Below are 24,672 nucleotides of genomic sequence, written 5' to 3'. Positions count from 1 at the left end.
TAGCACGGGCCGTGATGGCATCATCGCCATATGGGCTTGCTGTTCCGGCTGGCGGAGCTTCTCATCGTGATATTGCCGCTGGCCGGCGTGGTCATCGCTGCAGTCAAAGCGTTCTCAGCCAACCAGCGGCGCGCCCGAACCAGATCGCCTGAGACCGGCGCCGCCGTCGAGCCTGCAGGTAACAAGGCCGGCAGCCAAGCCGCCCAGTGGGCGTCGATCAAACGCGTCATCGAAGAGCACAGCCGAACCGACGAGCGCTGGCTGGACTACGAACTCGACTTGAGCAAGCTGCTGGACTTCCCGCTCATGACCGACATGCGCAATCCGCTTACCGCGGGCTTCCACAAGGCCAAATTGAAAGCGGACTTCCTGCGGCCGGCAAAGGCCGAGGATCTCCTCGAAGATCGAGAAGCTGCAACGCAGTACCTCGCCGCCGTCCAAGAGTACGTAACCGCGTTCGACGTTGCCGAGTCCGAGGCCGTCCGCCGGCGACGCAACGACTTCTCCCAAGCTGCACAGCAGCGGATCGCCCGCGCGCAGAGCCTGTTTCGGGTGGCGTCGGACTCGGCCGCCACTGCGCAGGAGCGGCAACAGGCCTATGACGTTGCCCGCAAAGAGCTCGACGGCCTGATCGTGTTACCGGCCGCGGCGCAGAAAACGATCGAGCGCAGAATCTCCGGCGAGATCGACGGCTAGGTTTCAACCCGCTCGGGTTCGCTGATCTTGACCAGCATCTTGCCGATGTTGGCGCCGGTGAACAGCCCGTTGAGCGCGTCGACGCACGACTCGACGCCTTGGCACACCGTCTCGCGGTGCGCGAGGCGGCCCTCCTGCTCCCAGCGGCGAAGGTCAGCGAAGGCGTCGTCGAAGCGCCCCCACATGTCGAGGGCGTTGAACCCTTGCATGCGGGCGGTTTTGGCGAGCAGGTTCACGTAGTTGGCCGGCCCGGGATGCTCGCCCGTCAGGTAGCTGGAGATGACGCCGCACAGCACGACCCGCGCCTTGGGTGCCAGCCGGCCCAGCACTGCGTCGAGGATCCAACCACCCACGTTGTCGAAATAGACGTTCACCCCTTGCGGACAGTGCTGTTTGAGGGCGGCCGGTAACTCGCCGTCCTTGTAGTCGATGCACGCGTCGAACCCGAAATCCTCGACCACCGCACGGCACTTCACCGGACCGCCCGCGATACCCACCACGCGGGCACCGGCGATTTTGGCGATCTGGCCGGCCACCGAGCCGGTGGCACCTGCCGCCGCCGAGACCACCACCGTCTCACCCGGCTGGGGCTGGCCGATGTCGGTCATCCCGAAGTAAGCGGTGGCGCCTGTCGGGCCATAGACCGACATCACCGCCAACTGGTCGACCGCCGGCCCGGGAACCGGTGTGGTGAACACATCGTCTCGGACGATGACATATTCCTGGAAGCCCGACAGCGTAGTGACCACATCGCCGACCGCGTACGCGTCGCAGCGTGTTGCCACCACCTCGCCGATCCCGGCTGCCCGGATGACCTCACCCACCTGCACCGGCGGCAGGTAGCCCGGCTGGTCGTTCAGCCAGGTCCGTACGGCCGCGTCGATTCCAACGTAGGTATTGCGGACCAGCGCTTCACCCTCGGCGGGCTCGGGCGCCGGCGTGGTGACCAATTCGGTGTCACCGGGCTGCACCAGCCCGTTCGGGCGACGACGCAGCAGGATCTGGCGGTTGGTGAGGTCGGGCACGATGTGAACCTACCGAAGGCGGCGGTCGCATCGGCACCCGAACCGCGATCAGCAAGCCAGAATTTCGTCGTTTTGCTGCAGTGACAGCCGGGTACTGCGAGCAGGAATGAACGATATGGACCGACTCACGCGAACCGGCGCGCCTCAGCGTGGCCTTACGGGGTGTATCCCTTGTCTACCAAGGGTTTTGCGCACCAAGGCCGAACGTGGTCGATCCCGTCGCTACCGCCGTGACCTAGGCGCACAGGCGTCTATCACCGAAACAATCGCACCGCAATCCACCCGGGCTAGACTTCAATCGTCGGGGGGAATCGCGCTGGACAGGAGCGTAAAACCATGGCCACCACAGTCGAGACGGACGCAGAGACCCGCTCACCGTTCGAGCAGGATATTGCCGCTACGCAGCGATACTTCGACAGTCCGCGCTTCGAGGGGATCATTCGGCTCTACACGGCCCGCCAGATCGTAGAGCAGCGCGGCACGATCCCCGCCGACTACATCGTGGCACGAGAGGCCGCGACGGCGTTTTACCAGCGCCTGCGCGAGCTGTTCGCCGAACACAAGAGCATCACCACCTTCGGTCCCTACTCCCCGGGGCAAGCGGTGACGATGAAACGGATGGGCATCGAAGGGGTCTACCTCGGTGGGTGGGCGACCTCGGCGAAGGGCTCCACGACTGAGGATCCGGGGCCTGACCTGGCCAGCTACCCACTGAGCCAGGTGCCGGAGGAGGCTGCCGGCTTGGTGCGCGCTCTGCTCACTGCCGACCGCAATCAGGAGTACCTGCGTCAACGCATGACCGAGGCGGAGCGTGCGGCCTCTCGGGCTGTCGACTTCCGGCCGTTCATCATTGCCGACGCCGATACCGGCCATGGCGGGGATCCGCACGTGCGCAACCTGATTCGCCGCTTCGTGGAGGCCGGAGTGCCCGGATACCACATTGAAGACCAGCGTCCCGGCACTAAGAAATGCGGCCATCAGGGCGGTAAAGTTTTGGTTCCGTCGGATGAACAGATCAAGCGGCTCAACAGTGCCCGGTTCCAGCTTGACGTGATGGGTGTGCCCGGGATCATCGTCGCTCGCACGGATGCCGAAGCCGGCAACCTCATCGACAGCCGCGCCGACGAGCGCGACCAGCCGTTTTTGCTCGGCGCCACCAACTTGAAGATTCCGTCGTATAAGTCCTGCTTCCTGGCGATGATGCGGCGCTTCTACGAGTTGGGCGTCACGGCGATCAACGGTCACCTGCTCTACTCGCTTCCCGACGGCGAGTACGCCGTCGCGGACGCCTGGTTGGAGCGCTATGGCATCTTCGATTTGATCGGCGAGGCAGCCGCGTCCTGGCGGGACGACGGGGACCAATCGATCGACGCCCTCTACGACAAAGTCGAGGCCCGGTTCGTCGACGCCTGGGAAGACGCCGCCGGACTGATGACCTACGGCGAAGCCGTCGCGGAGGTGCTCGAATTCGGCGAGAGCGAGGACGAACCGCGCGACATGAGCGCCACGGAGTGGCGCCAGTTCGCCGAGCGGGCGTCGCTGTACACCGCCCGGGCCAAGGCCAAAGAGCTGGGCGCTGATGCCAAATGGGATTGCGAGCTGGCCAAGACGCCCGAAGGGTATTACCAGGTTCGCGGCGGCATCCCCTACGCGATCGCCAAGTCGCTCGCGGCGGCACCGTTCGCCGATCTGCTCTGGATGGAGACCAAGACCGCCGATCTCGCCGACGCCCGCCAGTTCGCCGAGGCCATTCACGCCGAATTCCCCGACCAGATGCTGGCCTACAACCTCTCCCCCTCGTTCAACTGGGACACCACCGGCATGACCGACGAGGAGATGCAGGCCTTCCCCGCGGAACTCGGCAAAATGGGCTTCGTCTTCAACTTCATCACCTACGGCGGCCACCAGATCGACGGCCTGGCCGCCGAAGAGTTCGCCACCGCGTTGCAACAGGACGGCATGTTGGCGCTGGCTCGTCTGCAGCGTCAGCTGCGCCTGGTCGAGTCGCCCTACCGCACGCCGCAGACCCTGGTCGGCGGGCCGCGCAGCGATGCCGCGCTGCTTGCCTCCTCCGGACGCACCGCCACCACCAAGGCGATGGGCAAGGGCTCCACCCAGCACCAGCACCTCGTGCAGACCGAGGTGCCGCGCAAGCTGCTCGAGGAGTGGCTGACGATGTGGAGCGAGCATTACCAGCTCGGCGAGAAGCTGCGCGTGCAGCTACGGCCGCAACGCGCCGGCTCGGAATTGCTCGAGCTCATCATCTATCGCGATGGCGGCGACGCCGAGGACAAGCTCGCCAACGTGATCTTCGGCCAGTTCCAAGACCGTCACGAAACCACCATCCTTACGGTCCGCGACCAGAACACCTTCGAAGAGAAGTTGCGTCAGAAGCGCCTGATGACCCTGATTCACCTCTGGCTGGTGCACCGCTTCAAAGCCGACTGGGTGCACTACGTCAGCCCCACTGAGGACAACCTGTATCAGACCGAGAAGATGAAGTCGCACGGCATCTTCAGCGACGTTCATCAAGAAGTCGGTGAGATCATCGTTGCCGAAGTGAACCGTCCGCGCATCGAGGAGCTCCTTGCTCCCGATCACGAGGCGCTGCGGCGGCTGATCGCCAAAGAAGACTAAGCGGCGATCGCAAGCGCGGCGCAGCGGGTCGCCGCCGATGGCCGCGGATTTGAAAGCCGGTTAGCCGGAACCGATTTCGCCCTGATATTTCTTGGTCATGTGGTCGATGGCCTGAAGTTGGGTCTGCGCGAGGTCATCTCGCACTTCGGTGGCCCGCGCAGCGGCGTCAATTGTCGGTTGCGCCTGGCCTTGGAAGTGGGGCATCACCTCAGCGGCGAACAGTTCGGCGGACCGCTTGGTCGCCGCCGGGTTCGCCCATTCGTGGCCCATCTGCAGCATGCAGCCGAAGCCGCCGGACTGATCCCACAGCCGCTGCACCTGCGCGCGCGCCCGCTCGGGCGTGCCGATCACGCCGGCTCCGTTGTCGTTGATCATGTCGATCATCTCGTCGAGCCGATCCCCCGGCATGGTCATCTGCGGGAAGGCCGCCACCTTCTGGAAGTAGTGAAACCACGGCTCGATACCGAATTTCACGTCGGCGCGGGCCTGCTCGTCGGTCTCGGCGATATGCATCGGCCCAACGAGGCTCCAGTTGGTGCGGTCGACGCGAGTGCCGAAGGCCGCGGCACGCTCTTCGACGATGCCCCAGTGATAGGCGAGCGCGTCGAAGCCTTCGATTGTCAGCGTCGCACCGATCGACAGCAGGCCGATGCCGTGTTTGCCGGCCAGCCGCGCGCCGGTGGGTGAGGCGACCGCAGCCACGGCCAGTGGTATCCCGCCATCGGAGTACGGCGCTAACTGCAACCGGGCATCGAACAACTCGTGGGTCGCGGTTTTTGCCGTCACTGTCTCCCCCGCCAGCAGGCGTACGACGATGTCGAGGTTGGTCTCCAGCAGCTCGCGGGTGTCGGTCGGATTGAGTCCGATCATCGCCGAATCGGTGGGCAGCGAGCCCGGCCCCATTCCGCCGATCACCCGGCCGTGCGTGAGGTGATCGAGCAGCATCAGCCGGTCGGCGACCCACAGCGGGTTGTGATACGCCAGCGAGATGACACCGGTGCCGAACCGGATCCGTTTCGCCCGTTGCGCGGCGGCGGCGATGAAGATTTCCGGCGAGCTGATGATCTCGCTGCCCGCCGAGTGGTGTTCGCCGAGCCATACTTCGTCAAACCCAAGGGCGTCGAGATGTTCTACGAACTCCAGGTCGCGCTGCAATGCCAGGGTCGGGTTGGTGCCGGCGCGGTGAAACGGTGCGATGAAGTATCCAAACCTCAGCTTGGCCATGACGAGTCCCCTTGCAGTGGAGTTGCCCGAACCTTAGACCGAGCGTCCAATGCAAGGGGACGTTTCGCCGGTAGCTCAATTCACTTGCGGCGTGCGATCACGGGTACCCGCCGCAGCCCACGCCGGGCACACAGCCGCCGCCACCACCGGGTCCGCCGCCGCCGCTAGGTCCACCGGGGATCTGGCCCCAACCGCCGCCGGGGCCGCCACCGCCGCTTGGCCCACCGGGAATTTGGCCGCCGCCGCCGCCGGGGCCGCCGCCGCCGCTTGGCCCGCCAGGAATACCGCCGCCGCCGCCGCCCGGTCCGCCGCCGCCGCCCGGTCCGCCGGGGACACCGCCACCGCCGCCGCCGGGGCCGCCGCCGCCGCCCGGTTCGCCAGGGGGCGGTGCGGGCGCCACGCTGGTCGTAGTCGTCGTGGTGGTCGTGGTGGTCGTCGTCGGACCGCCTTTTTCGCCCCCGCCACATCCGACCGCGAACGAAAGCATGGCCGCACCGCCGACGAGTGCGATCGCGATCCTAGGTTGGGATTTCATCAGACCCTCACTTTCATCTCAGCTGCGCACTGCCACTTCAAAAACTCGCGTGTTTGTACCCAGGATGTGTTACCGCAAAACCTGTGTCGTCAGCGGCCGGCAACCGCATCCGGGCAGCCCATAGCGCTCAAGGCAATTCGCGCCGCTGCACAATCAGTGTCGGCGTAGTCTCGCCCACCCAATCGCCAGCGCCATGCCCGGCGAACCCAACAACAGTTGCAAGGCCTGTATCGGATGTACTGCAGACCTTACTTTGAGGTAGCCGTAGAGGCGCTGGTCGAGTACTTTGCCGTGACAGTCGAAACGCCAGATCTCGATGCCGCAACCGTCGCGACGCCCTTCTGGTCCACCGCGCCACTCGTTGACGATGATGTCGTCGGTTGCGGCCACCAGGCGCTTCACGACCGTGCACGTCGGGATGCAGGGTTTGGATGTAGCAGACATCCGGGTGCGTCAAGGCATCCAGTCGTTCGACGCTGGATGCCGCCCACACCTCCCGAAATCTCTGCACGAAGGCTGCTGCATTATCTGCAGCAGTAGTCGTGGATTTGCTTGTCATGCGTCTCCTGTGCCGTGAAACAAACTGCCACTCAGGTCTTTTCGGCGGACGCAATCGCGAGCCAGTCGTCACCGGCCAGCCTGCTCAGATGCGCCGGGTCATAGCGCTGCAAAAGCGTGGAGACAGTCTCGTGTCCGCGACGAGCGAAGCCATGGGCGGCCAGCAGCGCCTCCAGACCGGCTTCGGTGAAGCCGCTTCGGTACGGTTCGCCGCGACGCGCGACTGCCCGGGCCACCCGGCGTGCGCTTTTCCACGGGGTCTTTGCGTTGACGACGTCGGCATCGATGTAGTCGACGATGAGTCTGCTGCCGCGAGCGCTTAGTGCCGCCAGGTCGGTCAGCGTGTTGTCGATCGCCTCGCCGATCGCGGCACCGACATCCTGGCTCAATTAGCGTTCGCAGAATTGATCGAGTCGGGGGCTCTCGACCGGCACATTCGCCGGATGCGGCGGCGCTATCGGCACCGCCGGGACGCGTTGATCGCCACCGTCGAACGCTATGCGCCTGCGATACCGGTGCATGGCGTTGCTGCGGGTCTTCATGCCGTCGTAACGCTGCCTGAAGGGGTTTCGGAGACCGATGTCCTGGCCGCCGCCCGCAAGCAACGCGTTGCCCTTACCGGGTTGGCGCCGTTTTGGCATCCCCAACATCCATGTCGCGCAGAAGGTCTCGTGCTCGGTTACGGAACACCGCCAGAGCCGGACTATCCGACGGCGCTTGACCGCCTCGGCCAGCTGCTGCGCCCCTTCTAGCACCCTCGCTCAGGGGGTGTGGATTTCCGACTTGAGCATCCACGCGTGCTTTTCCAGCGCATCGATGACCGCGTGCAGCAAGTCAGCGGTCGAGGGATCCGCGGCGTCGACGCCGTCATGCACGCTGCGCATGGTGTCGACGGCGGCATAAATCCGGCTGGCTATCATCTCGACCGCTTCCGCGCTGCTCAGTAGGCCGGGCGTTGCGACGGGAATAGTCGTTGTCGCCACCACCGTGTCGGAGCGGCCGTCCGGGACGGCGTCGAGGGCCCGCATGCGCTCAGCAATCGTGTCGCTGGCTTCGCGGGCGGTGTCGACGATGGTGTCGAGTTGCAGATGCAGGTCTCGGAAGTTTGTCCCAACCAGGTTCCAGTGCGCTTGCTTGCCTTGTAGATGCAACTCGATCAAGTCGACGAGTACCTTCTGCAGATCTTCCAGCAAGCTCGCCGGAGCTTGGAATGCCCGTACCTCGTGGACGTTTCGACGGTTGGCTGACAGCGAAGTTGTCATCGTGGATTCCCTTTCGTTGCGTTATTCGGGCCAGGTGTTGTTGAGGATCATCTCGACCAGATCGTCGCGGACGAACGACTCGTCGTAGTGTTCGAGGACGTCGGCGTTCATGGTGCCGAAGGTGGTGCGAGGGCGGTCCTTCATGCCGTCGGTGAAAGCGGCCAGGATGCGGCGCTTGAAATCGGGCCGCGGGTGTGCGGCGGTGACGGCCGCCAGCGCCTCAGGTGAAAGATCATCCCGACCGATGCCGACCACGTCGGTTTCGACGCCCGCGGTGACCAAAGCGATTTCGGGTTCGAGGAATTCAGTCACACCGGGCGTGGTGTGTAATGCGATGCTCAGCCATACTGTGCGAGCATCGCTTTCATCGACGCCGTGCTGCAGTAAAAAGTCGCGTGCTGCATTCGCGCCGTCTACCTCGAAGCGCAGAGTGGAAGAACGGTAGCGCGCGGTTAGGCCGAGGTCATGGAACATCGCGGCGACGTAAAGCAATTCCAGATCGGGCTGTATCCCCCGACGGCGACCCTGTAGCGCCCCGAAGAGGAACACCCGCCGGGAATGGTCGAACAGCACGTCGTCTTCGGCATCGCGAATGAAGTCGGTGGCGTCGCGTACCAGGGCGGTATCGGGGATCGCGATGCCGGCAATTCGTTCGATCGACTGAGTGTCCACGATGAACCTCCTTGGTTGGGTGCAGCCAGTTTGCCTGCTTGATGGCTATTCCGACCGTGGCCATTGAGCCGTGCTTCCCACAAAAAGCGACACAATGAGGTCTGTGAACGAAGCCAATTCGCGGGTGGTGGTGATCGTCGTCTTCGACGAGGTGACGCTGTTGGATGTCGCGGGCGCGGCCGAAGTCTTTGCCGAAGCCAACCGGTTCGGGGCCGACTACCGGCTCAAGATCGCATCGGTGGACGGACGCGACGTGACGACCTCCATCGGGACCCGGTTGGGCGTCACGGACAGCGTTTCGTCGATCGATTCGGCCGACACCGTCATGGTCGCCGGCAGCGACGACCTGGCCAGGCGAGCCGTCGATCCCACGCTCGTCGACGCCGTCAGATCAATGTCGAGCCGGACGCGGCGGCTGGCGTCCATTTGCACCGGGTCTTTCATCTTGGCCCAGGCCGGTCTGCTCAGCGGCCGGCGTGCCACCACGCACTGGCGAGATATCCGGCTGCTCGCCCGCGCCTTTCCTGATGTCACCGTTGAGCCAGATGCGATTTTCGTCCGCGACGGTGACGTCTTCACGTCGGCCGGGATCTCCTCGGGCATCGACCTTGCGCTGGCGTTAGTCGAATTGGATCACGGCACCGAGCTGGTTCGCGACGTGGCTCGGTGGTTGGTGGTCTACCTCAAACGGGCGGGCGGCCAATCACAATTCTCGGTGTTGGTCGAAGCGGACCCACCGCCGCAATCGGCGCTGCGCCCGGTCACCGATGCGATCGCAGCCGACCCGGCCGCCGACCACAGCATGAAAGCCCTTGCGGCACGGGCATCCTTGAGCACCCGGCAGCTGACCAGACTGTTTCAGTCCGAACTCGGCACGACGCCGGCCCGCTACGTCGAAATGGTTCGAATTGACGCTGCCCGCGGCGCACTCGATGCCGGCCGCAGTATCACCGACGCCGCGCACTGGGCAGGCTTTGGCAGCACCGAAACGCTCAGGCGAGCATTCGTCACCCACCTCGGCGTGTCACCGAAGGCCTACCGGGACAGATTTCGTACCGCATCCCGCGGTTGACCGCAGGTCACTTGCGCTTGGGCAGTTGGGCGCGGATCAACGGGGCAATCTTGTCCGCCATGTAGGCGTGCCCGGCGTCGGTGGGGTGTACACCGTCGGCGCCGATCAGATCGGGTCTGTCAACGAACCAGTGGTCGTTGATTGGGTCCACGAATGTCGCCCCGACGGCTCGCGCCTGGTCGGCGACCACGTCGCGCACTTCCAGTACTCCGTCGGGCGGGTCGGTCGTCGGCCACGGCGGCCCGATCACCAAAAGTTTTGCGGACGGTGCGATGTGGCGGGCCCTATCGAAAGCGTCACGGGTCAATTGGGCCAACAACTCGGAGTTGACACCCTGGTCATTGCGGGACCCGAAGAACACCACCAGCACATCATTGGGGTGGACGGCCCGGGCGGTGAGATCCCGAAAAAGGCTGCCATGGTCGCCGGGCACGCCATAGCCCGCTCGGCCTTCGGATGCCACGTCGGGAGCGACCTGCAGACCCTGGCGACCAAGTGTTAGCCAGGTGCGAGCGGTCCATGCCTTGGAGCCAAGGCCGCCCTCGTCGGTTCCGTTGGTGTAGGAATCGCCGATCACCGCGACGTGGTTCACCGGCGAACCGATACTGCGTGTCTGGTAGCGCGGCGGCGCGCCCGGTGCAGTGAGAATGCCGAACGCGAATGCGAGTGCGACGACCAACGAGGTCAGACGACCCACTGCTACCTCCACTGTTCACAAACGCCGTCTTAGCGGCATCGTACGAGCAAACGCAGAAAATTGCGGCCCGGGTGGCCGCGAAACCGTTCGGCATCCAGCAGCAATGACTCCTAGCCCGCGCGTACCGAAAGCGGGGCGCTGTGCTCTTCCCTCGGGCCGCCGACTGGTTGGAGCCGCGCCTTCGCCGGGTCGGCACGTAGGTCGACTCGCGTTCCAGCGCTCGGCTCCCCCACGTCGATCATCCTGCGCATCCACCGCCGAGCCGGCTCCTCCACGAAGTGAAACAGCACCGCGGCGATACCCGTGGCGAGCACGAGCAGACCGATGACGGTCAGTTTTCCGCCATAGCCGTGCAAGGTGAGCTCAAACTGCTGGGTGGCCCATATCCAGGCCGTGTGCACCAGTTCATGCACCATGTACAGGCAAAACGAGATTTGACCGCCATAAACCATCGCCCGGACCGACAGCAGACCCGGCAGACTGCCGGCGCCCATCGCCAGCGTCATCACCAGCGGCACGAACAAAATGTCGACCAGCCCGCCGCTGTCGATGACCCCGGGCACCGGGTAGGCGTCGAGCAGGTACAACAGCCCGACGATCGCCGCGATCAGCAAGCCGGAAAGGTAGCCGGCGCCGCGGCGTGCACGATCGGTCGGGCGCAACCTGATCACAGCGGCGGCAACCAGTGCGCCCGCCGTGAATTGCATGACAATGCGGGGCAGCCAGCTCCACGGCGTATAGAACTGGCCGCTGGCCAACAACAGCAGCACCGGCGGCAGCGATGCGCCGAACGCCAGCCAGATCAGGTTTCGTGCTCTCGTCGCATGCGCCATGCGGAAGATCACCAATATCAACGCACCGAACATCAGGTAGGCCAGCCACTCAGCGCTGATCGACCACGCCGGACCATCCCAGCTCGATCCGTCGAAGAACGGCTGAAACCACAGCTGCACCAGCAGGACTTGGCGCACATAGCTGACCGCGGTGAGCTGATTCACCGCCTCCGACGGCACATGGCCGACGTGCAGCGTGAAGATCAGCCACGCTGCGGCCAGGTGCAAGGTGACCAGGTAGACCGGCCACACCCGGGCCAGTCGCAGCCAGAGGAAATTGAGGGTGGCGCGGGTGGACCATGACCAGCCCATCCGATCGAGGTAGTTCCAGGTCAGCACAAAGCCGCTGAGGATGAAGAACAGGTCGACGCCCTGGGCGCCGCAGTTGAGGACCGGAGCCATTGCGTCGCTGAAGCCAGGTGCCGCATCTCGCAACAGCGGCCGGAAATGGAACAGCACTACCCAAACGGCGGCGATGATGCGAAGACCGGTAAGGGCCTTGATGTCTCCGCTGCGCACAACACTCTTTCCGGGAAGCCACTGCTGTTTCGGTCGCGCCACTGCGTCGATTGGCCGTGCGGGCCGCCTTCACGCGGCAGCGTTCGGAGGGTACCAGTGCAAGCCCCCCAATGGCCTGTCGGCAAGGCGGTGTGGCTGCGGAAAACTCAGGCGCGACACGGCCAACCAAACTATTGACTCATTCCAGAAAAAGGGGTCATATTGCTTGCGTGTCCTCGACGGCAGAGCTCGCGGAGCAACTGCGGATGGCCGATCTACGCGTCACACGTCCTCGCGTCGCGGTGCTGGAGGCGGTGCACGAACACCCGCACGCCGACACCGACACGATTTTCTCGGCCGTGCGGTCCGGCCTGCCCACGGTCTCCCGGCAAGCCGTGTACGACGTTTTGCACGCGCTGACCACCGTCGGTCTGGTGCGGCGCATTCAGCCGTCCGGCTTCGTCGCGCGCTACGAGTCTCGGGTCGCTGACAACCACCATCACGTGGTCTGCCGATCGTGTGGGGCCATCGCCGACGTCGACTGCGCCGTTGGCGAGGCACCCTGTTTGGCACCCGCTGACGACAGTGGCTTTCTCGAAGGCTTCACCCTCGACGAGGCCGAGGTCATCTATTGGGGTCAATGCCCCGACTGCTCGACTGCAGATTGAAGGATCACAGCCGTGATCACAGCCCGATTCACCACCATATGGAAGGAATATTGTGTCATCCGATACATCTCAAAGCCGTCCGCCGCACCCAGACACCAAGACGGCTAGCACTAGCGAGAGCGAAAGCCCGGCGATCCCTTCGCCCAAACCAAAGGCGAATGCTCCTTTGACGAACCGGGACTGGTGGCCCAACCAGGTGGATGTCTCGAAGTTGCATCCGCACTCACCTCAGGCCAACCCGCTCGGCGAGGACTTCGACTACGCCGCGGAATTCGCCAAGCTCGACGTCGACGCGCTCAAGGCCGACATGATCTCGATGATGACCACCTCGCAGGATTGGTGGCCCGCCGACTACGGCCACTACGGCGGCCTGTTCATCCGGATGAGCTGGCATTCCGCGGGCACCTACCGCACTCACGACGGCCGCGGCGGAGGCGGCCAGGGTATGCAACGCTTCGCCCCGCTCAACAGCTGGCCCGACAACGCGAGCCTGGACAAGGCCCGCCGGCTGCTCTGGCCGATCAAGAAGAAGTACGGCAACAAGATCTCCTGGGCGGACCTGATTGTCTTGGCCGGCAACGTGGCCATGGAGTCGATGGGGTTCAAGACCTTCGGTTTCGCCTTCGGTCGCGAAGATGTCTGGGAGCCCGAGGAAATCCTCTGGGGTGAAGAGGACGAATGGTTGGGCACCGACAAGCGCTACTCCGGTAAGCGTGACCTCGCGCAGCCCTACGGGGCGACGACCATGGGCCTGATCTACGTCAACCCGGAAGGCCCCGAGGGCAAGCCCGATCCGATCGCCGCGGCGATCGACATCCGCGAGACGTTCGGCCGGATGGCGATGAACGACGAAGAAACCGCCGCACTCATCGTCGGCGGCCACACCTTCGGCAAGACCCACGGCGCCGGCGACGCCGATCTGGTCGGTCCCGAACCGGAAGGTGCCCCGATCGAACAACAGGGACTGGGCTGGAAGAGCTCCTACGCCAGCGGTTCGGGCAAGGACGCCATCACCAGCGGCCTCGAAGTGGTCTGGACGCCGACACCGACCAAGTGGGACAACAGTTACCTGGAGACCCTGTACGGCTACGAGTGGGAGCTGACCAAGAGCCCCGCCGGAGCCTGGCAGTTCACCGCCAAGGACGGCGCCGGCGCGGGCACGATTCCCGACCCGTTCGGCGGTAAGGGGCGCGCTCCGACGATGCTGGTCACCGACCTCTCGATGCGGGAGTCACCGATCTATGCCGACATCACCCGGCGCTGGCTCGACCACCCCGAAGAGCTGGCGGACGCCTTCGCCAAGGCCTGGTACAAGCTGCTGCACCGCGACATGGGACCGATCAGCCGCTACCTGGGCCCGTGGATCGGCGAGCCGCAGCTGTGGCAGGACCCGGTTCCGGCGGTGGACCACAAGCTGGTCGACGACAAGGACGTCGCGGCGCTGAAGAAAAAGGTGCTCGATTCCGGTCTGTCGGTTCCCCAGCTGGTCAAGACGGCGTGGTCGGCGGCGTCCAGCTATCGCAACACCGACAAGCGGGGTGGCGCCAACGGGGCACGGCTGCGCCTCGAACCACAGAAGAACTGGGAGGTCAACGAGCCCGCGGAGTTGGACAAGGTGCTGCCGGTTCTCGAGCAGATCCAGCAGGACTTCAACGGCTCGGCGTCCGGCGGCAAGAAGATCTCGCTTGCTGACCTGATCGTGTTGGCCGGTTCTGCGGGGGTGGAGAAGGCGGCCAAGGACGCCGGCTATGAAGTCTCGGTGCCGTTCGCGCCGGGCCGGACCGACGCGTCGCAGGAGAGCACCGACGTGGAGTCCTTCGCGGTGCTCGAGCCGCGCGCCGACGGGTTCCGCAACTACATCCGTCCCGGCGAAAAAGCTCCGCTGGAGCAGCTGCTGGTGGAGCGAGCCTACCTACTGGGTGTGACGGCTCCAGAGATGACGGTGCTTGTCGGCGGGCTGCGTGCTCTGGGGGCCAACCACGGCGGCAGCGAGCACGGTGTGTTCACCGACAAGCCGGGCACGTTGACCAACGACTTCTTCGTCAGCGTGGTGGACATGGGTAATGAGTGGAAGGCATCCGGGTCGGCGGAGAACGTCTACGAGGTTCGTGACCGCGCCACCGGGAAGGTCAAGTGGACCGCGACCGCGAATGACCTTGTTTTCGGCTCGAATTCGGTGCTGCGTGGATTGGTCGAGGTCTACGCCCAGGACGACAACCAGGGAAAGTTCGTGCAGGACTTCGTCGCGGCGTGGGTCAAGGTGATGAACCAGGACCGGTTCGACCTCGTTTGATCAACGTTGACAACAGCGCATCGGCACCCCGCAGCCCAACACGGACTGCGGGGTGCCGTGCGTCCGAAAGCGACTGGAGGAGTGCGGTATTCATGGCTGATCGTCCCGATGTTTCGATGAACCCTGCGATTGTCGACGAATTTCGCGCCAACGGCGGCAGGGTCGGTGGACCGTTCGAGGGCGCGACGTTGCTCCTGCTGCACACGACCGGCGCAAAGTCGGGCAAGACCCGGATCAATCCGGTGATGTACTTCCGCATCGACGGCACGTTGAGCGTTGTCGGTTCCTATGCCGGAGCCGACGTCGACCCCGCGTGGGTGCACAACTTGCGCGCCCATCCGCGGGCGCACATCGAGATCGGCACCGAGTCCTACGACGTCGAGGCCCGCGAGATGGCGCGCGACGAACGCGACGCAGCGTTTCGGCACGTGGTGACGGCGGCACCGGGCTTCGGCGACTACCAATCCAAGACGGACCGCGTCATCCCCATTTTCGAGTTGCGGAAGGTATAAAGCTCGGCTCGCCGGCGACGGCTGGCCGGCCGGTGAATTGACGAACCAGACGTTGTCCTCGCGAAGGCTTCGGCTGCGCCAACCGTCGGCGGTGCGCACCAGCTCGTGGTAGTAATAGCCGCCGCAGTAGCTCAAATCGGTCATACCCGGGAGCTGCATCGGGTTGTAGAACATCGCTCGCACCTGCGCGGTATCGCGGTGGATATCGGCTTCGATGTTGGTGATGTAGTGCATGCTCATCGGGATCGCGGCAAAACCCTGCGCCAGCCACTCGGCGACGTCGTCGCGCGACCCGGCGAGGGCTCCGGCCGATGAATAGTCGATGTGCGCGTCGTCGGTGAATACCGACCGGTACAAGTCCCAGTCCCTGGTGTCGACCGCGCGTGCGTATCGGCTGAGCAGTGCGGCGATCTCGAGTTCATCGCTGATCCGCTGGGTGTCCATGCACGCTCCAAAATTGTTTCTTAGCAAAGTATTAAACGCTGCTCCCGGTGACCTTAGAGTAGCCAATTACCGTCGTGAGCAGGTTGAGGTAAACCCTGACCCGCAATGTCAGCAACGTGATCGAGAAATGAGGCCGACGTGACCGAGTCGATCGACACCGCAGCTTTGTTCGCCAGCCCGCGCCGCGCGACTGCCACCTTCGACTGCGGCGGTGCCCATGTCAGGGCCCAGTGGCGCCACCTGGCGACCGTGGTCACGATCAGTGGGGCAATCGATGCGCTGAACATCGACCGGGTCAGCGAGTACAGCAGGCATTTCGTTCTGCCGGACCAGCCCATTGTCCTGGACATGAGTGGCGTCGATTGCCTGGGAGCCCAGGGTATTCGCCTCCTGTACCGCATCGACGAAGACTGCCGCGCCGCGGGAGTGGAGTGGGTACTGATCGCCAGCCCCGCAGTCAGCCGTCTGCTGGGCGTCACCGGTGACGAGGACATGTTCCCCGTCGTCGGTTCTGTGCCTGAGGCGCTGCACTACTTCGCCGACGCGATCTCGGCACGCCGCCGGATGCTGATGCCGCTACTGACTAAGACGGCCTAACTACCCGGTACGCCAGTTACCCGTATGCTGCTTCTCATGAGGTCGAAGCCACTAGCAATCGCCGCGGCGACGCTGCTTTGTGCCGGCTTGGGTGCGTTCTCCGGAGTGGCGAGCGCCGATCCCCCGGCTCCTCCTGCCCCGCATACTCCCGGGCCGGCGCCGGGGCCCGGGCAGACCGCACCTGCGCCGGCGCGGACCGCACCTGCGCCGGGGCAGACCGCACCCGCGCCGCAGGCGGCGGCGGGACAACCCAAGACGATCATCGACGCCGACGGCACCTATGCGGTCGGAACCGACATCGTCCCGGGGATTTATACCTCGGCCGGCCCCACCGCAAAGACCACGTGTTACTGGAAGCGGGTCGGTGGCATCGAGGGCAAAGAGATCCTTGACAATGCGATGACCAAGAAGCCGCAGGTCGTGGAGATCCAGCCGACCGACAAATCTTTCAAGACGGACGGCTGTCAGCCGTGGCAGAAGAACGACTCGGCAACCGTCGATCCGGGCAAGTCGATGGCGGAAGCCAAGCTGCAGTTGGGCATTCTGAACGGGATAGTCGAGCAGCATCGCAACGAGCAACCGCCCACGCCGTGACCACCCCGTTCACGTCCTAGCCGGTGCCGGCTTCGCCGAGCAGTTGGTCCGCCGGCAGGTCCCAGCGATCGAGGTTCACCTTTTCGCCGAGTGGCCGGCGGCGGACCGGTCCATGCCGGCCCTTGGGCCAACCGACTACCACGTGTCCGGCCAGCATCCAATCCGCGGGTACGCCCACCGCGTCGCGCAGCAATTGCTCACCGCCATAGGAAGCCCAGCTGGTAAGGCACGCACCGAGCCCTTGGGACCGCGCAGCCAGCAGGAAGTTCTGCATTGCCGGGAAGATCGAGCCGCCAAGCAGGAGTTCCGAGGCCGTTGGATAATGCTGCTGGGCGAACAAGACTGACGTGAATTCTCCTGCCCGATCGTGCAATTCGTACGTTGCGCGGTGTGTACGGGCTTGCCTGCTGTGGTCGTCGTCGGCCGGCCGGGTCATGCCGTAGACCGGCTCGATGACCGCCAGCGCCTGGGCGGCGGCTTTGGCAACGACGGTCCGTTGTTCCGGTGATTGCAAAACAATGAACCGCCAGCCCTGCGCATTGGCACCCGAAGGCGCCCAGGTGGCAGCTTGCAGGCATCGAGTGAGCGTGACGTCATCAACCGGCTCATTGGTGAACCGCCGGATTGTCCGAGCGGTCGACAGCACCTCCCAGACATCACTGCTTGCCGCGCTCATGGGGCTCCTTCCCGGCATGTTCACCGCAAAACCTACTGCGTTACAACCCGCGTCGCTCGGGCACACTTGCGGTATGCAGACCGTTGAATATGCCCCCGGTCGGCTGGTCGACCTGGTCGGTGAGCCGGCACCACGAACCGTGCTGCTGTGGCACGGTCAGCAGAGCAACGCCCGCACCGCCGTGCGGCCGCTCGCCGAGCTGGTGGCCGGCCACGGGCTGGCCGTTGTCGCGCCCGATTGGAATTCCCACGCTGACGACGGTGGGCGCGAGGATCTGTTGCGATCGGTGGATTTCGCGCGGGAGCACGCCGAGGACCCCGACAAGCTGGTGCTGGTCGGTTGGTCGTTGGGCGGTGCGGCAGCGGCGGGGCTGACGACGCAGGCAAGCCAGTACGGTCTCCGGTTCGCTCATACCGTGTGTTTGGCCGGAGCCTTCATGGCACCGGACCCGATATCAGGGCAGCTTCCGACTGCGAGGCTGCACGATGCGGAGCATCGCACGCCATTCACGCTGCTCCACGGCGTTGCCGACGACGCCGTTCCGGTCGCATGGAGCCGGGAATTTGCGTCGGCGCTCGACCAGAACGGCTGGCCGGTGGAGTTGGTTGAGCTCGGTGCCGACCACGGCTCGATCGCCGGCGCAACGTACGACGCGGTCGCCGACCGCTACTCAGCTGCCGAAGATGGCGCCACCTTGAGCATCGCAGCCGACGTGGCTGCCCGCATCGCCGCCGACCCATGATTTGAAGATCAGTATACAAGTGTTTACTGTGCTCATGGCGCCGCTACGCAGGCACGGCTGACAGGAGCAGTTATGGACGCATTCTCATTGAAGTTGCCCGAGGAAGTCGCCCACGTCCGGGACTGGGTGCACGAGTTCTCCGAGTCCGTCATCCGGCCGGCGGCGGCTGAATGGGACGAGCGTGAAGAAACGCCGTGGCCGATCATTCAAGAAGCCGCCAAGGTCGGGCTGTACACGCCCGACCTCTTCGCGCAGATGGCGGGCGAACCCAGCGGGCTGGGTCTGCCGGTGGTGTTCGAGGAAATGTTTTGGGGCGACGCCGGGATAGCACTGTCCATCCTGGCCACGGGACTTGCCGCGGCCGCATTGGCGGCCAACGGCACTCCCGAGCAACTCGGCGAGTGGCTGCCGCAGATGTTCGGTACCCCGGACGACCCGAAACTCGCAGCCTTCTGCTCATCTGAACCCGGCGCCGGCTCGGACGTCGGGGCGGTGCGCACCCGGGCAAAGTACGACGAGGCCACCGACGAATGGGTGCTGAACGGAACCAAGACGTGGGCCACCAACGGCGGCATCGCCAACGTGCATGTGGTGGTGGCGTCGGTGGATCCGGACCTGGGCACTCGCGGCCAGGCGACTTTCATTGTGCCGCCTGGGACCAAAGGTCTGACGCAGGGACAGAAGTTCAAAAAGCACGGTATTCGCGCATCGCACACCGCCGAGGTGGTGCTCGACGACGTTCGCCTCCCCGGCGAACTGATTCTGGGTGGCAGGGAGCGTTTCGAGCGTCGACTCGCCAAAATCCGGGCGGGCGAACGGACGTCCAGCCAGGCGGCGATGATGACGTTCGAACGCACCCGGCCCGTGGTCGGTGCGATGGCACTGGGCATTGCCCGCGCTGCCTACGAATACGCGTTGGATTACTCGTGTCAACGCGAGCAGTTCGGGCGGAAGATTGCCGAATTCCAGGCCATCGCGTTCAAGCTGGCGGACATGAAGAGCCGCATCGACGCCTCCCGGCTGCTGGTCTGGCGGGCCGGCTGGATGCAACGGAACGATCAGCAGTTCACCTCGGCCGAAGGATCGATGGCCAAACTGTTCGCCAGTGAAACCGCGGTGTATGTCACCGATGAGGCAATCCAGATTCTCGGCGGCAACGGCTATACGCGGGACTATCCCGTCGAGCGCATGCATCGAGATGCCAAGATTTTCACTATTTTTGAAGGCACCAGCGAGATTCAACGGCTCGTCATCGGCAGGGCACTAACCGGACTGACCATCCGCTGACTTCGTCGGGCCAGCGTCGGGCTTTCGGTTGGTCCGGGGCTAGTCACCGACGGTATGAACATGGGGGGCCATCGCGCCGGGATCCACCGGTGTGTGGTTGCCGCTGCTGTGGGCGGCGTGGATCTTGCGCACCCACGCACACAGCGCATCGATGGTGTCCTGGCGCGTTTTGGACAGGGCAAGCACTGGTGATCCGGCACGGGCGGCCATGGCGTCGGCGACCATCCGGTCGACGTCGACGTCGACGTGCGGTGCCAGATCGGTCTTGTTGATCACCAGCAGATCGGCGCGGGCAATGCCCGGGCCGCCTTTGCGAGCGACGTCTCCGCCTCCGGCGACGTCGAGGACAAAGATCTGCGCATCGACGAGGCCCGGCGAGAAGGTAGCGGTGAGATTGTCGCCGCCGCTCTCGATCAACACGAGATCCAGTGGGGCATAGTCTTCCTCCAGGTCTTCGATTGCGATGAGGTTCATTGTGATGTCATCGCGGATCGCGGTGTGCGGGCAGGCGCCGGTCTCGACGGCGCGAATCCGTTCGGCGGGCAGCACTCCGGCAGCGCGCAGGAACCGCGCATCTTCATCGGTGTAGATGTCGTTGGTGATCACTCCGATGTTGAACTCCGCGGCCATGTTCCGGCACAACGTGGCAATGATGGAGCTCTTGCCCGTTCCCACCGGCCCTGCCACGCCAAGCCGCAAGGACCGCGTCGACTGCTCTGTATCAACCATGAAGGCCTCCTTCTGTCATGACCTCAGTTAGCCCGGCTGAGCCCAGGAAATCAGCCGGGAAAGCGCCTGATTAAGACCGCGCCGCAGTTCCAGGGTGTCGGCTGCCAATGCCGTGACCACCACGGCCGGCCCGGCGAGCGGCAGGATCGCGAGGGTATCTGCCAGCGGACCGCCCGGCGGAAGATCATCCACCCACGCGGGATCGACGACGAGCATCGAGCCGAGGGTTCGATGCTCACCGACCACGGCAGGCGTGTCCCAGCCGGCCGAGGCTGGGCCGACGCCCAGTTGCTGGTGATAGAGCGGTGCACCGTCGCGCCGTACTCGAATACTTTGGCGGACGTCGCCTGCACGTTCGCCGTGACGACCGAGCAGCAACTCCTCGCGCATCAGCAGTCGGGCGCCCGCTTCGAGTTCGACGCGCACGTCGTGGCGGTGATGACACCCTGCTGCGGCGATGATCGGTTCGGGCAGCCAGATCAGCGTGGCGCCGTCGGCGACGCGGATATCGATTGCCATAACTGATTGTTCGCCACCTGGTCCGGGCAGCAGTACCGTCGACGAGACATCTGCCAGGACCAGCGCGCTGTGCGCGCCGACGTCGACGCTGAGGCTAAGTTGATCGCCGCCAACCGGCCCGGCGGCTGCGGCGGCGATACAGACGTAAACCGCATCAGGGTTTTCGCTCGCGCACTGCTCGCGAGCCTTCGGCATGGTGAGTCGAAGGCTCAATGGTGCCTCGCAACATAATTCGGAGACGAAGCTGCCGCTCGCGTCGCGTGCGGTGGCGAGGCGAGCGTGGGCAACCATGCCGCGGCAGTGATACCGGTCAAGAAGCAAACAGCCGCACCGCCTCTCGAGCATGGTGTTCCGCGGCGATGTCAAGCAGCGGCGCATTGGCCGCCGGTAAGTCGGCCACCGGGGCGTCGACGTAGTGGATTGCCTGATCGGCTAAATCGTTAAGCAGCCCGGTGAGGTTTGCCAAAATGGCATGCACGTGGAATGGGTCGAGGCTCAGCAGCCGCACCGCCGCGGTGGCCGGACCGACCACATTTTCGTGCAGCGTCCACAATCCGGCCTGGCGCGGATCCAGCGCGAACAGTGTTGCGGCAACGCCGATCACGATGGGTTGATGCGTATTGTCGTCGAGTCCGTCGAGCCCGGAATGCGGTCGGACGCGATGGACGGCCCGGGCCAGTTGACGGCCGAGGGCGCGCGAAACTGCGCGCACCGCCGGCGACGGTAAGCGGGCATCGAGTTCGAGATCCAGTCCTCGCAGGCGGCTGGAGTCGGTAGTCGCGCAGGCCGCCGCGGCGAAGGCGGCGGCCACCACACCTGAGGTCGCGGCACGACCGCGCAAGAATGCTTCCAGACTCGAAATGTCGTGTGCGCGTCCGGCCAGAATGCTCGGTTCCACGCCGCCGGAATGCGCGTATCCCCCGGACGGGAACCGGCCGTCGGCCAGCAGCAAAAGCGCCGCGGAATTCGTCGGCATGATCAATAGAGAAAGTAGCGCCGGGTCATCGGCAGTTCGCTGAGCGGCGAGTGGTTGGCCGGTTGGCCGTCGATGCGGACCTCAAACGTGTTGGGGTTGACCTCGATTGCCGGCAAGGCATCGTTGAGGGGCAGGTCGGCTTTGGACAGGTCGCGCATGTTCTTGACCGGCACCAGTTTTCGGTCGATGTTCAGCCGGTCTGCCAGGCCGTCCTCCAGCGCGGCCGGCGCGACGAACGCGACGCTGGTGGCCGCCGCAGCGCGGGTATGGGCGTTGTAACCCAACCGCGGCAACACCGGCTGAGGTGTCGGCACCGATGCGCTCGGGTCGCCGAGCAATGCCATCGCCGCCATTCCACCCTTGAACACCACGGTCGGCTTGACCCCGAACAGCGCGGGTGTCCACAACACGAAGTCCGCCAGCTTGCCCGGCGCGATCGACCCGATCTCGTCATCGAGGCCATGGATCACCGCCGGACAGATGGTGGTCTTGGCGACGTAGCGGCGGGCGCGATCGTTGTCGGCCAACTCATTTGGCGACAGCGGGCCGCGTAGCTGTTTCATCGCGTGCGCCGTCTGCCAGGTACGCAACACCGTCTCGCCGAGCCGTCCCATGGCTTGGGCGTCCGACTGCATCGCGGAGATCGCGCCAATGTCTTGCAAAATGTCTTCGGCGGCGATGGTGCCGGCGCGTACCCGACTCTCGGCGAACTGCAACTCCGCGGGGATCTTTGGGTTGAGTTGATGCGCGACGAGGACCATGTCGAGTTGCTCGTCGACGGTGTTGACGGTGAACGGGCGGGTCGGTGTCGTCGACGACGGCAGCGCGTTGGATTCGCCGGCGAGCCGAATGATGTCGGGCGCGTGTCCGCCACCAGCGCCCTCGGTGTGGAAACTGTGAAAAGACCGTCCAGCCACCGTTTCGATGAGTGTCTCGACGAACCCAGTCTCGTTGAGGGTGTCACTGTGGATGGCCACCTGCACGCCGGCGTCGTCGGCGACGCGCAGTGCAGCGTCGATCACGGCCGGGGTGGCTCCCCAGTCTTCGTGGACCTTGAAGCCGGCCGCCCCGGCGCGCAGCTGTTCCCACAGCGACTCTTCCGAGATTGTGGTGCCGCGACCCAGGAACGCCACATTGACCGGCCACGGGTCGAAGCCCTCGAACATCCGTGCCAGCCACCAGGCACCCGGGGTGGCCAGGGTCGCCTTGGATCCGTCGGTGGGTCCGCTGCCGCCGCCGACAAACGTGGTGATCCCGGCCTGCAGCCCGACCAAGCACATGTCGGGGGAAACGGTGTGCACATGGGTATCGATTGCGCCGGCCGTCATGATCATGCCGGTGCCGTTCATGATTTCGGTGGACGGACCGATGACCAGGTCAGGATGGACATCATCCATGATGTCGGGGTTGCCCGACTTGCCGATCGCGGTGAAGCGGCCGTCGCGAACGCCGACGTCGGCCTTGATGATCCCCCAGTGGTCCAGAATCACCACGTTGGTGATCACCAGGTCGGGAGTGCCCTGCGAACGCGGTGTGTGCGATTGGCCCTGAGACTCCCTGCCGGATTTGCCGCCACCGAAGACGACCTCGTTGCCGCCGACGCAGCGGTCTTCTTCGATTTCGATGAACAGATCGGTATCGGCCAGGCGAAGCCGGTCCCCTGCGGTGGGGCCGAGCATTGACTCATAGAGCGGCCGGGGAACTTCAGCCATCCAGCGCTCCCCCGCATTCGTTGCGGAAGCCGGCGGCAATTCGCCTGCCGCCGAAGGGAATCAGCTCGATTTCCTGGGTGACGCCGGGATCGAAGCGGGTCATACCGCTGGAGATGATGTTCTGCCGTTTACCCCACGCCGCCTTGCGATCGAACTCGAGTGCGGGGTTGACCTCGGCGAAGTGATAGTGCGACCCGACCGAGATCGGGCGATCGCCCGTGTTGACCACTTTGATCGTGGTCACCTCGCATCCGACGTTGATCGGCACCGGCTCACGGCCGAAGATGATGCAACCGGGCGCACCAGGTTTCATGCTGGAGTCCGCCCCAGGCTGCACGAGGGCGATCGCGCCGCCTTTGCCCGACCCCAACGGAACCGTCTTGCCGGTGCCCGGACGCTTGCGGCTTGGCGGCGGGGCATGCCGATCCACAGTCTCAACGACTCTGTCCAGAATCGGAGTGCGCGCAAGTATCCGTTGGCCGGCGGCAACCGCTTTGGTCGCGACCCCTTGCCCCTTCCCGGCGGCCAGGGCCCGTTGCATCTGGTTGGTGACGGTGTCTTTGATCTTGTCGGTGAAGCGGCTCATCGTGTCCTCAATGAATCGGCTCGGGAACGGTGATCAATTTGGTGCCGTCGGGAAAGGTTGCTTCCAAATGGAGTTGCTGGAGCATCTCCGGCACGCCGTCCATGACATCTTCGCGCTTGAGCACACTGCGCGCGGCATCCTGCAAATCGGCCTTTGTGCGCCCGTCGCGAGCGCCCTCGAGCAAAAACTGAGTGATCACCGCGGTGGCTTCCGGCAGGTTGAGCTTGAGGCCACGCTTGCGCCGTTTCAATGCCACTTCGGCTGCGACGTGAATCAGCAGGCGTTCCTGCTCCCTGAGTGTCAGCAGCATGACGAAGTGCTTTACCCGTTCCGACGACCGCCAAAACGCCACGTCGAGCGGGGTCGGTCTGGTGTCAGACGGTGACGGACTCGCCGCGGCCCACCTCGACGATGCGGTCGGCCGGTCCGCGTTGCTTCATTTCGTCGATGAAATCCGAAAGAGGCGAAGCGAATACCGTGTAGTCGTCGAAGTGAATCGGAGCCACCTTGGGCAGCTTCAGCCGGTCAACCACCTCAGTGCCTTGGCGTCCGTCCATGGTCACCGTCAGACCGGGCAGTCGGGGGCCGGCCGGCAATCGACTACCCGCATCACCTGGGTTCAATCAAT

Annotated in this window: 27 protein-coding genes and 2 pseudogenes; 11 read left to right on the top strand and 18 right to left on the bottom strand. The window is 64.7% G+C overall.

The genetic code is table 11. The features are described from left to right. Positions 1-30 precede the first annotated feature (30 nt). Positions 31-696 (top strand): hypothetical protein, encoded by a 666-nt coding sequence (locus tag AC5Y5W_RS13990; RefSeq protein ID WP_500010220.1) that lies wholly within the window; start codon positions 31-33, stop codon positions 694-696. Here AC5Y5W_RS13990 and AC5Y5W_RS13985 read toward each other — a convergent pair. Continuing rightward, on the bottom strand, positions 693-1,721 hold the full coding sequence (locus AC5Y5W_RS13985) for an NADP-dependent oxidoreductase (protein ID WP_500010219.1): 1,029 nt from the start codon (positions 1,719-1,721) through the stop codon (positions 693-695). The genes AC5Y5W_RS13990 and AC5Y5W_RS13985 overlap by 4 nt on opposite strands. Before the next feature lie 336 nt (positions 1,722-2,057). Between AC5Y5W_RS13985 and aceA the strand changes: the two genes are divergently transcribed. Beyond that, a complete protein-coding gene (gene aceA / locus AC5Y5W_RS13980; protein WP_500010218.1) occupies positions 2,058-4,358 on the top strand; it encodes an isocitrate lyase ICL2 in 2,301 nt (766 codons plus the stop codon). A 60-nt stretch (positions 4,359-4,418) separates the two neighbouring features. On the opposite strand, the gene AC5Y5W_RS13975 is transcribed toward aceA, so the two are convergent. The 4 genes from AC5Y5W_RS13975 to AC5Y5W_RS13960 all read right to left on the bottom strand — a co-directional run bounded on the left by AC5Y5W_RS13975 (position 4,419) and on the right by AC5Y5W_RS13960 (position 7,064). Further along, positions 4,419-5,582 (bottom strand): LLM class flavin-dependent oxidoreductase, encoded by a 1,164-nt coding sequence (locus tag AC5Y5W_RS13975; protein ID WP_500010217.1) that lies wholly within the window; start codon positions 5,580-5,582, stop codon positions 4,419-4,421. A gap of 97 nt (positions 5,583-5,679) precedes the next feature. Then, positions 5,680-6,117, bottom strand: a complete 438-nt coding sequence (locus AC5Y5W_RS13970; RefSeq protein ID WP_500010216.1) for a hypothetical protein — start codon at positions 6,115-6,117, stop codon at positions 5,680-5,682. A 153-nt stretch (positions 6,118-6,270) separates the two neighbouring features. After that, on the bottom strand, positions 6,271-6,519 hold the full coding sequence (locus AC5Y5W_RS13965) for a hypothetical protein (protein WP_500010215.1): 249 nt from the start codon (positions 6,517-6,519) through the stop codon (positions 6,271-6,273). A 188-nt stretch (positions 6,520-6,707) separates the two neighbouring features. Further along, positions 6,708-7,064 (bottom strand): hypothetical protein, encoded by a 357-nt coding sequence (locus AC5Y5W_RS13960; protein WP_500010214.1) that lies wholly within the window; start codon positions 7,062-7,064, stop codon positions 6,708-6,710. Positions 7,065-7,079: 15 nt separating this feature from the next. Here AC5Y5W_RS13960 and AC5Y5W_RS13955 point away from each other — a divergent pair, with 15 nt between their 5' ends. Further along, entirely contained in the window at positions 7,080-7,427 is a 348-nt protein-coding gene (locus AC5Y5W_RS13955; protein ID WP_500022378.1) for a hypothetical protein, read from the top strand. Between the two features lie 9 nt (positions 7,428-7,436). On the opposite strand, the gene AC5Y5W_RS13950 is transcribed toward AC5Y5W_RS13955, so the two are convergent. Both AC5Y5W_RS13950 and AC5Y5W_RS13945 read right to left on the bottom strand, forming a co-directional pair. Then, the gene (locus tag AC5Y5W_RS13950; RefSeq protein WP_500010212.1) at positions 7,437-7,937 is read right to left on the bottom strand and encodes a Dps family protein; all 501 of its coding nucleotides are present in this window, start codon (positions 7,935-7,937) and stop codon (positions 7,437-7,439) included. A 21-nt stretch (positions 7,938-7,958) separates the two neighbouring features. After that, the gene (locus AC5Y5W_RS13945; protein ID WP_500010336.1) at positions 7,959-8,612 is read right to left on the bottom strand and encodes an HD domain-containing protein; all 654 of its coding nucleotides are present in this window, start codon (positions 8,610-8,612) and stop codon (positions 7,959-7,961) included. A 121-nt stretch (positions 8,613-8,733) separates the two neighbouring features. Here AC5Y5W_RS13945 and AC5Y5W_RS13940 point away from each other — a divergent pair, with 121 nt between their 5' ends. Continuing rightward, positions 8,734-9,681: a GlxA family transcriptional regulator gene (locus AC5Y5W_RS13940; RefSeq protein ID WP_500010335.1), complete on the top strand. Its 948-nt coding sequence runs from the start codon at positions 8,734-8,736 to the stop codon at positions 9,679-9,681. 7 nt (positions 9,682-9,688) lie between these two features. Here AC5Y5W_RS13940 and AC5Y5W_RS13935 read toward each other — a convergent pair whose 3' ends face one another. Continuing rightward, the gene (locus AC5Y5W_RS13935; RefSeq protein WP_500010211.1) at positions 9,689-10,378 is read right to left on the bottom strand and encodes an Rv0518 family GDSL lipase; all 690 of its coding nucleotides are present in this window, start codon (positions 10,376-10,378) and stop codon (positions 9,689-9,691) included. A gap of 110 nt (positions 10,379-10,488) precedes the next feature. Next, the gene (locus AC5Y5W_RS13930) at positions 10,489-11,730 is read right to left on the bottom strand and encodes an acyltransferase family protein (protein ID WP_500010334.1); all 1,242 of its coding nucleotides are present in this window, start codon (positions 11,728-11,730) and stop codon (positions 10,489-10,491) included. A gap of 245 nt (positions 11,731-11,975) precedes the next feature. On the opposite strand from AC5Y5W_RS13930, the gene AC5Y5W_RS13925 reads away from it, so the two are divergent. From AC5Y5W_RS13925 to AC5Y5W_RS13915, 3 genes are all read left to right on the top strand, one after another. Beyond that, on the top strand, positions 11,976-12,377 hold the full coding sequence (locus tag AC5Y5W_RS13925; protein WP_500010333.1) for a Fur family transcriptional regulator: 402 nt from the start codon (positions 11,976-11,978) through the stop codon (positions 12,375-12,377). Positions 12,378-12,429: 52 nt separating this feature from the next. Then, positions 12,430-14,670: a catalase/peroxidase HPI gene (katG, locus tag AC5Y5W_RS13920; protein WP_500010210.1), complete on the top strand. Its 2,241-nt coding sequence runs from the start codon at positions 12,430-12,432 to the stop codon at positions 14,668-14,670. Between the two features lie 92 nt (positions 14,671-14,762). Then, positions 14,763-15,182, top strand: a complete 420-nt coding sequence (locus AC5Y5W_RS13915) for a nitroreductase family deazaflavin-dependent oxidoreductase (protein WP_500010209.1) — start codon at positions 14,763-14,765, stop codon at positions 15,180-15,182. Positions 15,183-15,206: 24 nt separating this feature from the next. Here the strand turns inward: AC5Y5W_RS13915 and AC5Y5W_RS13910 are convergent. Then, positions 15,207-15,626: pseudogene (locus AC5Y5W_RS13910) on the bottom strand (nuclear transport factor 2 family protein); the annotation flags it as partial. Positions 15,627-15,764: 138 nt separating this feature from the next. Between AC5Y5W_RS13910 and AC5Y5W_RS13905 the strand changes: the two are divergent. Both AC5Y5W_RS13905 and AC5Y5W_RS13900 read left to right on the top strand, forming a co-directional pair. Continuing rightward, on the top strand, positions 15,765-16,223 hold the full coding sequence (locus tag AC5Y5W_RS13905; protein WP_500010208.1) for an STAS domain-containing protein: 459 nt from the start codon (positions 15,765-15,767) through the stop codon (positions 16,221-16,223). Between the two features lie 36 nt (positions 16,224-16,259). Continuing rightward, complete coding sequence (locus AC5Y5W_RS13900; RefSeq protein WP_500010207.1) at positions 16,260-16,817, top strand: Rv1352/Rv1906c domain-containing protein; 558 nt, start codon at positions 16,260-16,262, stop codon at positions 16,815-16,817. A gap of 16 nt (positions 16,818-16,833) precedes the next feature. On the opposite strand, the gene AC5Y5W_RS13895 is transcribed toward AC5Y5W_RS13900, so the two are convergent. Continuing rightward, positions 16,834-17,493 carry a nitroreductase family protein gene (locus AC5Y5W_RS13895; RefSeq protein WP_500010206.1) on the bottom strand — a complete coding sequence of 220 codons (660 nt, stop codon included), beginning with the start codon at positions 17,491-17,493 and terminating at the stop codon, positions 16,834-16,836. Positions 17,494-17,566: 73 nt separating this feature from the next. On the opposite strand from AC5Y5W_RS13895, the gene AC5Y5W_RS13890 reads away from it, so the two are divergent. Both AC5Y5W_RS13890 and AC5Y5W_RS13885 read left to right on the top strand, forming a co-directional pair. After that, positions 17,567-18,235, top strand: a complete 669-nt coding sequence (locus AC5Y5W_RS13890; RefSeq protein ID WP_500010205.1) for an alpha/beta hydrolase family protein — start codon at positions 17,567-17,569, stop codon at positions 18,233-18,235. Positions 18,236-18,307: 72 nt separating this feature from the next. Then, complete coding sequence (locus tag AC5Y5W_RS13885; protein ID WP_500010204.1) at positions 18,308-19,522, top strand: acyl-CoA dehydrogenase family protein; 1,215 nt, start codon at positions 18,308-18,310, stop codon at positions 19,520-19,522. Positions 19,523-19,561: 39 nt separating this feature from the next. Here the strand turns inward: AC5Y5W_RS13885 and ureG are convergent, their stop codons facing one another. From ureG to AC5Y5W_RS13850, 7 genes and pseudogenes are all read right to left on the bottom strand, one after another. Beyond that, positions 19,562-20,251 (bottom strand): urease accessory protein UreG, encoded by a 690-nt coding sequence (gene ureG, locus AC5Y5W_RS13880; protein ID WP_500010203.1) that lies wholly within the window; start codon positions 20,249-20,251, stop codon positions 19,562-19,564. Between the two features lie 27 nt (positions 20,252-20,278). Next, positions 20,279-21,061, bottom strand: a complete 783-nt coding sequence (locus AC5Y5W_RS13875; protein WP_500010202.1) for an urease accessory protein UreD — start codon at positions 21,059-21,061, stop codon at positions 20,279-20,281. Between the two features lie 19 nt (positions 21,062-21,080). Continuing rightward, complete coding sequence (locus AC5Y5W_RS13870) at positions 21,081-21,746, bottom strand: urease accessory protein UreF (protein ID WP_500010201.1); 666 nt, start codon at positions 21,744-21,746, stop codon at positions 21,081-21,083. A 2-nt stretch (positions 21,747-21,748) separates the two neighbouring features. Then, positions 21,749-23,458, bottom strand: a complete 1,710-nt coding sequence (locus tag AC5Y5W_RS13865; protein ID WP_500010200.1) for an urease subunit alpha — start codon at positions 23,456-23,458, stop codon at positions 21,749-21,751. After that, positions 23,451-24,044: an urease subunit beta gene (ureB, locus tag AC5Y5W_RS13860; RefSeq protein ID WP_500010199.1), complete on the bottom strand. Its 594-nt coding sequence runs from the start codon at positions 24,042-24,044 to the stop codon at positions 23,451-23,453. Before ureB ends, AC5Y5W_RS13865 begins: the two co-directional genes overlap by 8 nt. 7 nt (positions 24,045-24,051) lie before the next feature. After that, complete coding sequence (locus AC5Y5W_RS13855) at positions 24,052-24,354, bottom strand: urease subunit gamma (protein WP_065016075.1); 303 nt, start codon at positions 24,352-24,354, stop codon at positions 24,052-24,054. 64 nt (positions 24,355-24,418) lie between these two features. Next, positions 24,419-24,649: pseudogene (locus AC5Y5W_RS13850) on the bottom strand (MBL fold metallo-hydrolase); the annotation flags it as partial. Positions 24,650-24,672 lie beyond the last annotated feature (23 nt).

Source organism: Mycobacterium sp. NGS51 (assembly GCF_059812525.1).
The sequence above is the reverse complement of the archived record's forward strand: the minus strand, read 5'-3'. Positions and strand labels throughout refer to the sequence as shown.

Excerpts from the sequence above, each read along its gene's own strand:
- ureG (WP_500010203.1), bottom strand. The coding sequence starts at position 20,251 with ATGGTTGATACAGAGCAGTCGACGCGGTCCTTGCGGCTTGGCGTGGCA.
- AC5Y5W_RS13950 (WP_500010212.1), bottom strand. The coding sequence starts at position 7,937 with ATGACAACTTCGCTGTCAGCCAACCGTCGAAACGTCCACGAGGTACGG.
- AC5Y5W_RS13925 (WP_500010333.1), top strand. The coding sequence starts at position 11,976 with ATGGCCGATCTACGCGTCACACGTCCTCGCGTCGCGGTGCTGGAGGCG.
- AC5Y5W_RS13870 (WP_500010201.1), bottom strand. The coding sequence starts at position 21,746 with ATGCCGACGAATTCCGCGGCGCTTTTGCTGCTGGCCGACGGCCGGTTC.
- AC5Y5W_RS13970 (WP_500010216.1), bottom strand. The coding sequence starts at position 6,117 with ATGAAATCCCAACCTAGGATCGCGATCGCACTCGTCGGCGGTGCGGCC.
- AC5Y5W_RS13875 (WP_500010202.1), bottom strand. The coding sequence starts at position 21,061 with ATGGTTGCCCACGCTCGCCTCGCCACCGCACGCGACGCGAGCGGCAGC.
- AC5Y5W_RS13895 (WP_500010206.1), bottom strand. The coding sequence starts at position 17,493 with ATGAGCGCGGCAAGCAGTGATGTCTGGGAGGTGCTGTCGACCGCTCGG.
- AC5Y5W_RS13975 (WP_500010217.1), bottom strand. The coding sequence starts at position 5,582 with ATGGCCAAGCTGAGGTTTGGATACTTCATCGCACCGTTTCACCGCGCC.
- AC5Y5W_RS13855 (WP_065016075.1), bottom strand. The coding sequence starts at position 24,354 with ATGCTGCTGACACTCAGGGAGCAGGAACGCCTGCTGATTCACGTCGCA.
- aceA (WP_500010218.1), top strand. The coding sequence starts at position 2,058 with ATGGCCACCACAGTCGAGACGGACGCAGAGACCCGCTCACCGTTCGAG.
- AC5Y5W_RS13990 (WP_500010220.1), top strand. The coding sequence starts at position 31 with ATGGGCTTGCTGTTCCGGCTGGCGGAGCTTCTCATCGTGATATTGCCG.
- AC5Y5W_RS13865 (WP_500010200.1), bottom strand. The coding sequence starts at position 23,458 with ATGGCTGAAGTTCCCCGGCCGCTCTATGAGTCAATGCTCGGCCCCACC.
- AC5Y5W_RS13915 (WP_500010209.1), top strand. The coding sequence starts at position 14,763 with ATGGCTGATCGTCCCGATGTTTCGATGAACCCTGCGATTGTCGACGAA.
- AC5Y5W_RS13900 (WP_500010207.1), top strand. The coding sequence starts at position 16,260 with ATGAGGTCGAAGCCACTAGCAATCGCCGCGGCGACGCTGCTTTGTGCC.
- ureB (WP_500010199.1), bottom strand. The coding sequence starts at position 24,044 with ATGAGCCGCTTCACCGACAAGATCAAAGACACCGTCACCAACCAGATG.
- AC5Y5W_RS13885 (WP_500010204.1), top strand. The coding sequence starts at position 18,308 with ATGGACGCATTCTCATTGAAGTTGCCCGAGGAAGTCGCCCACGTCCGG.
- AC5Y5W_RS13890 (WP_500010205.1), top strand. The coding sequence starts at position 17,567 with ATGCAGACCGTTGAATATGCCCCCGGTCGGCTGGTCGACCTGGTCGGT.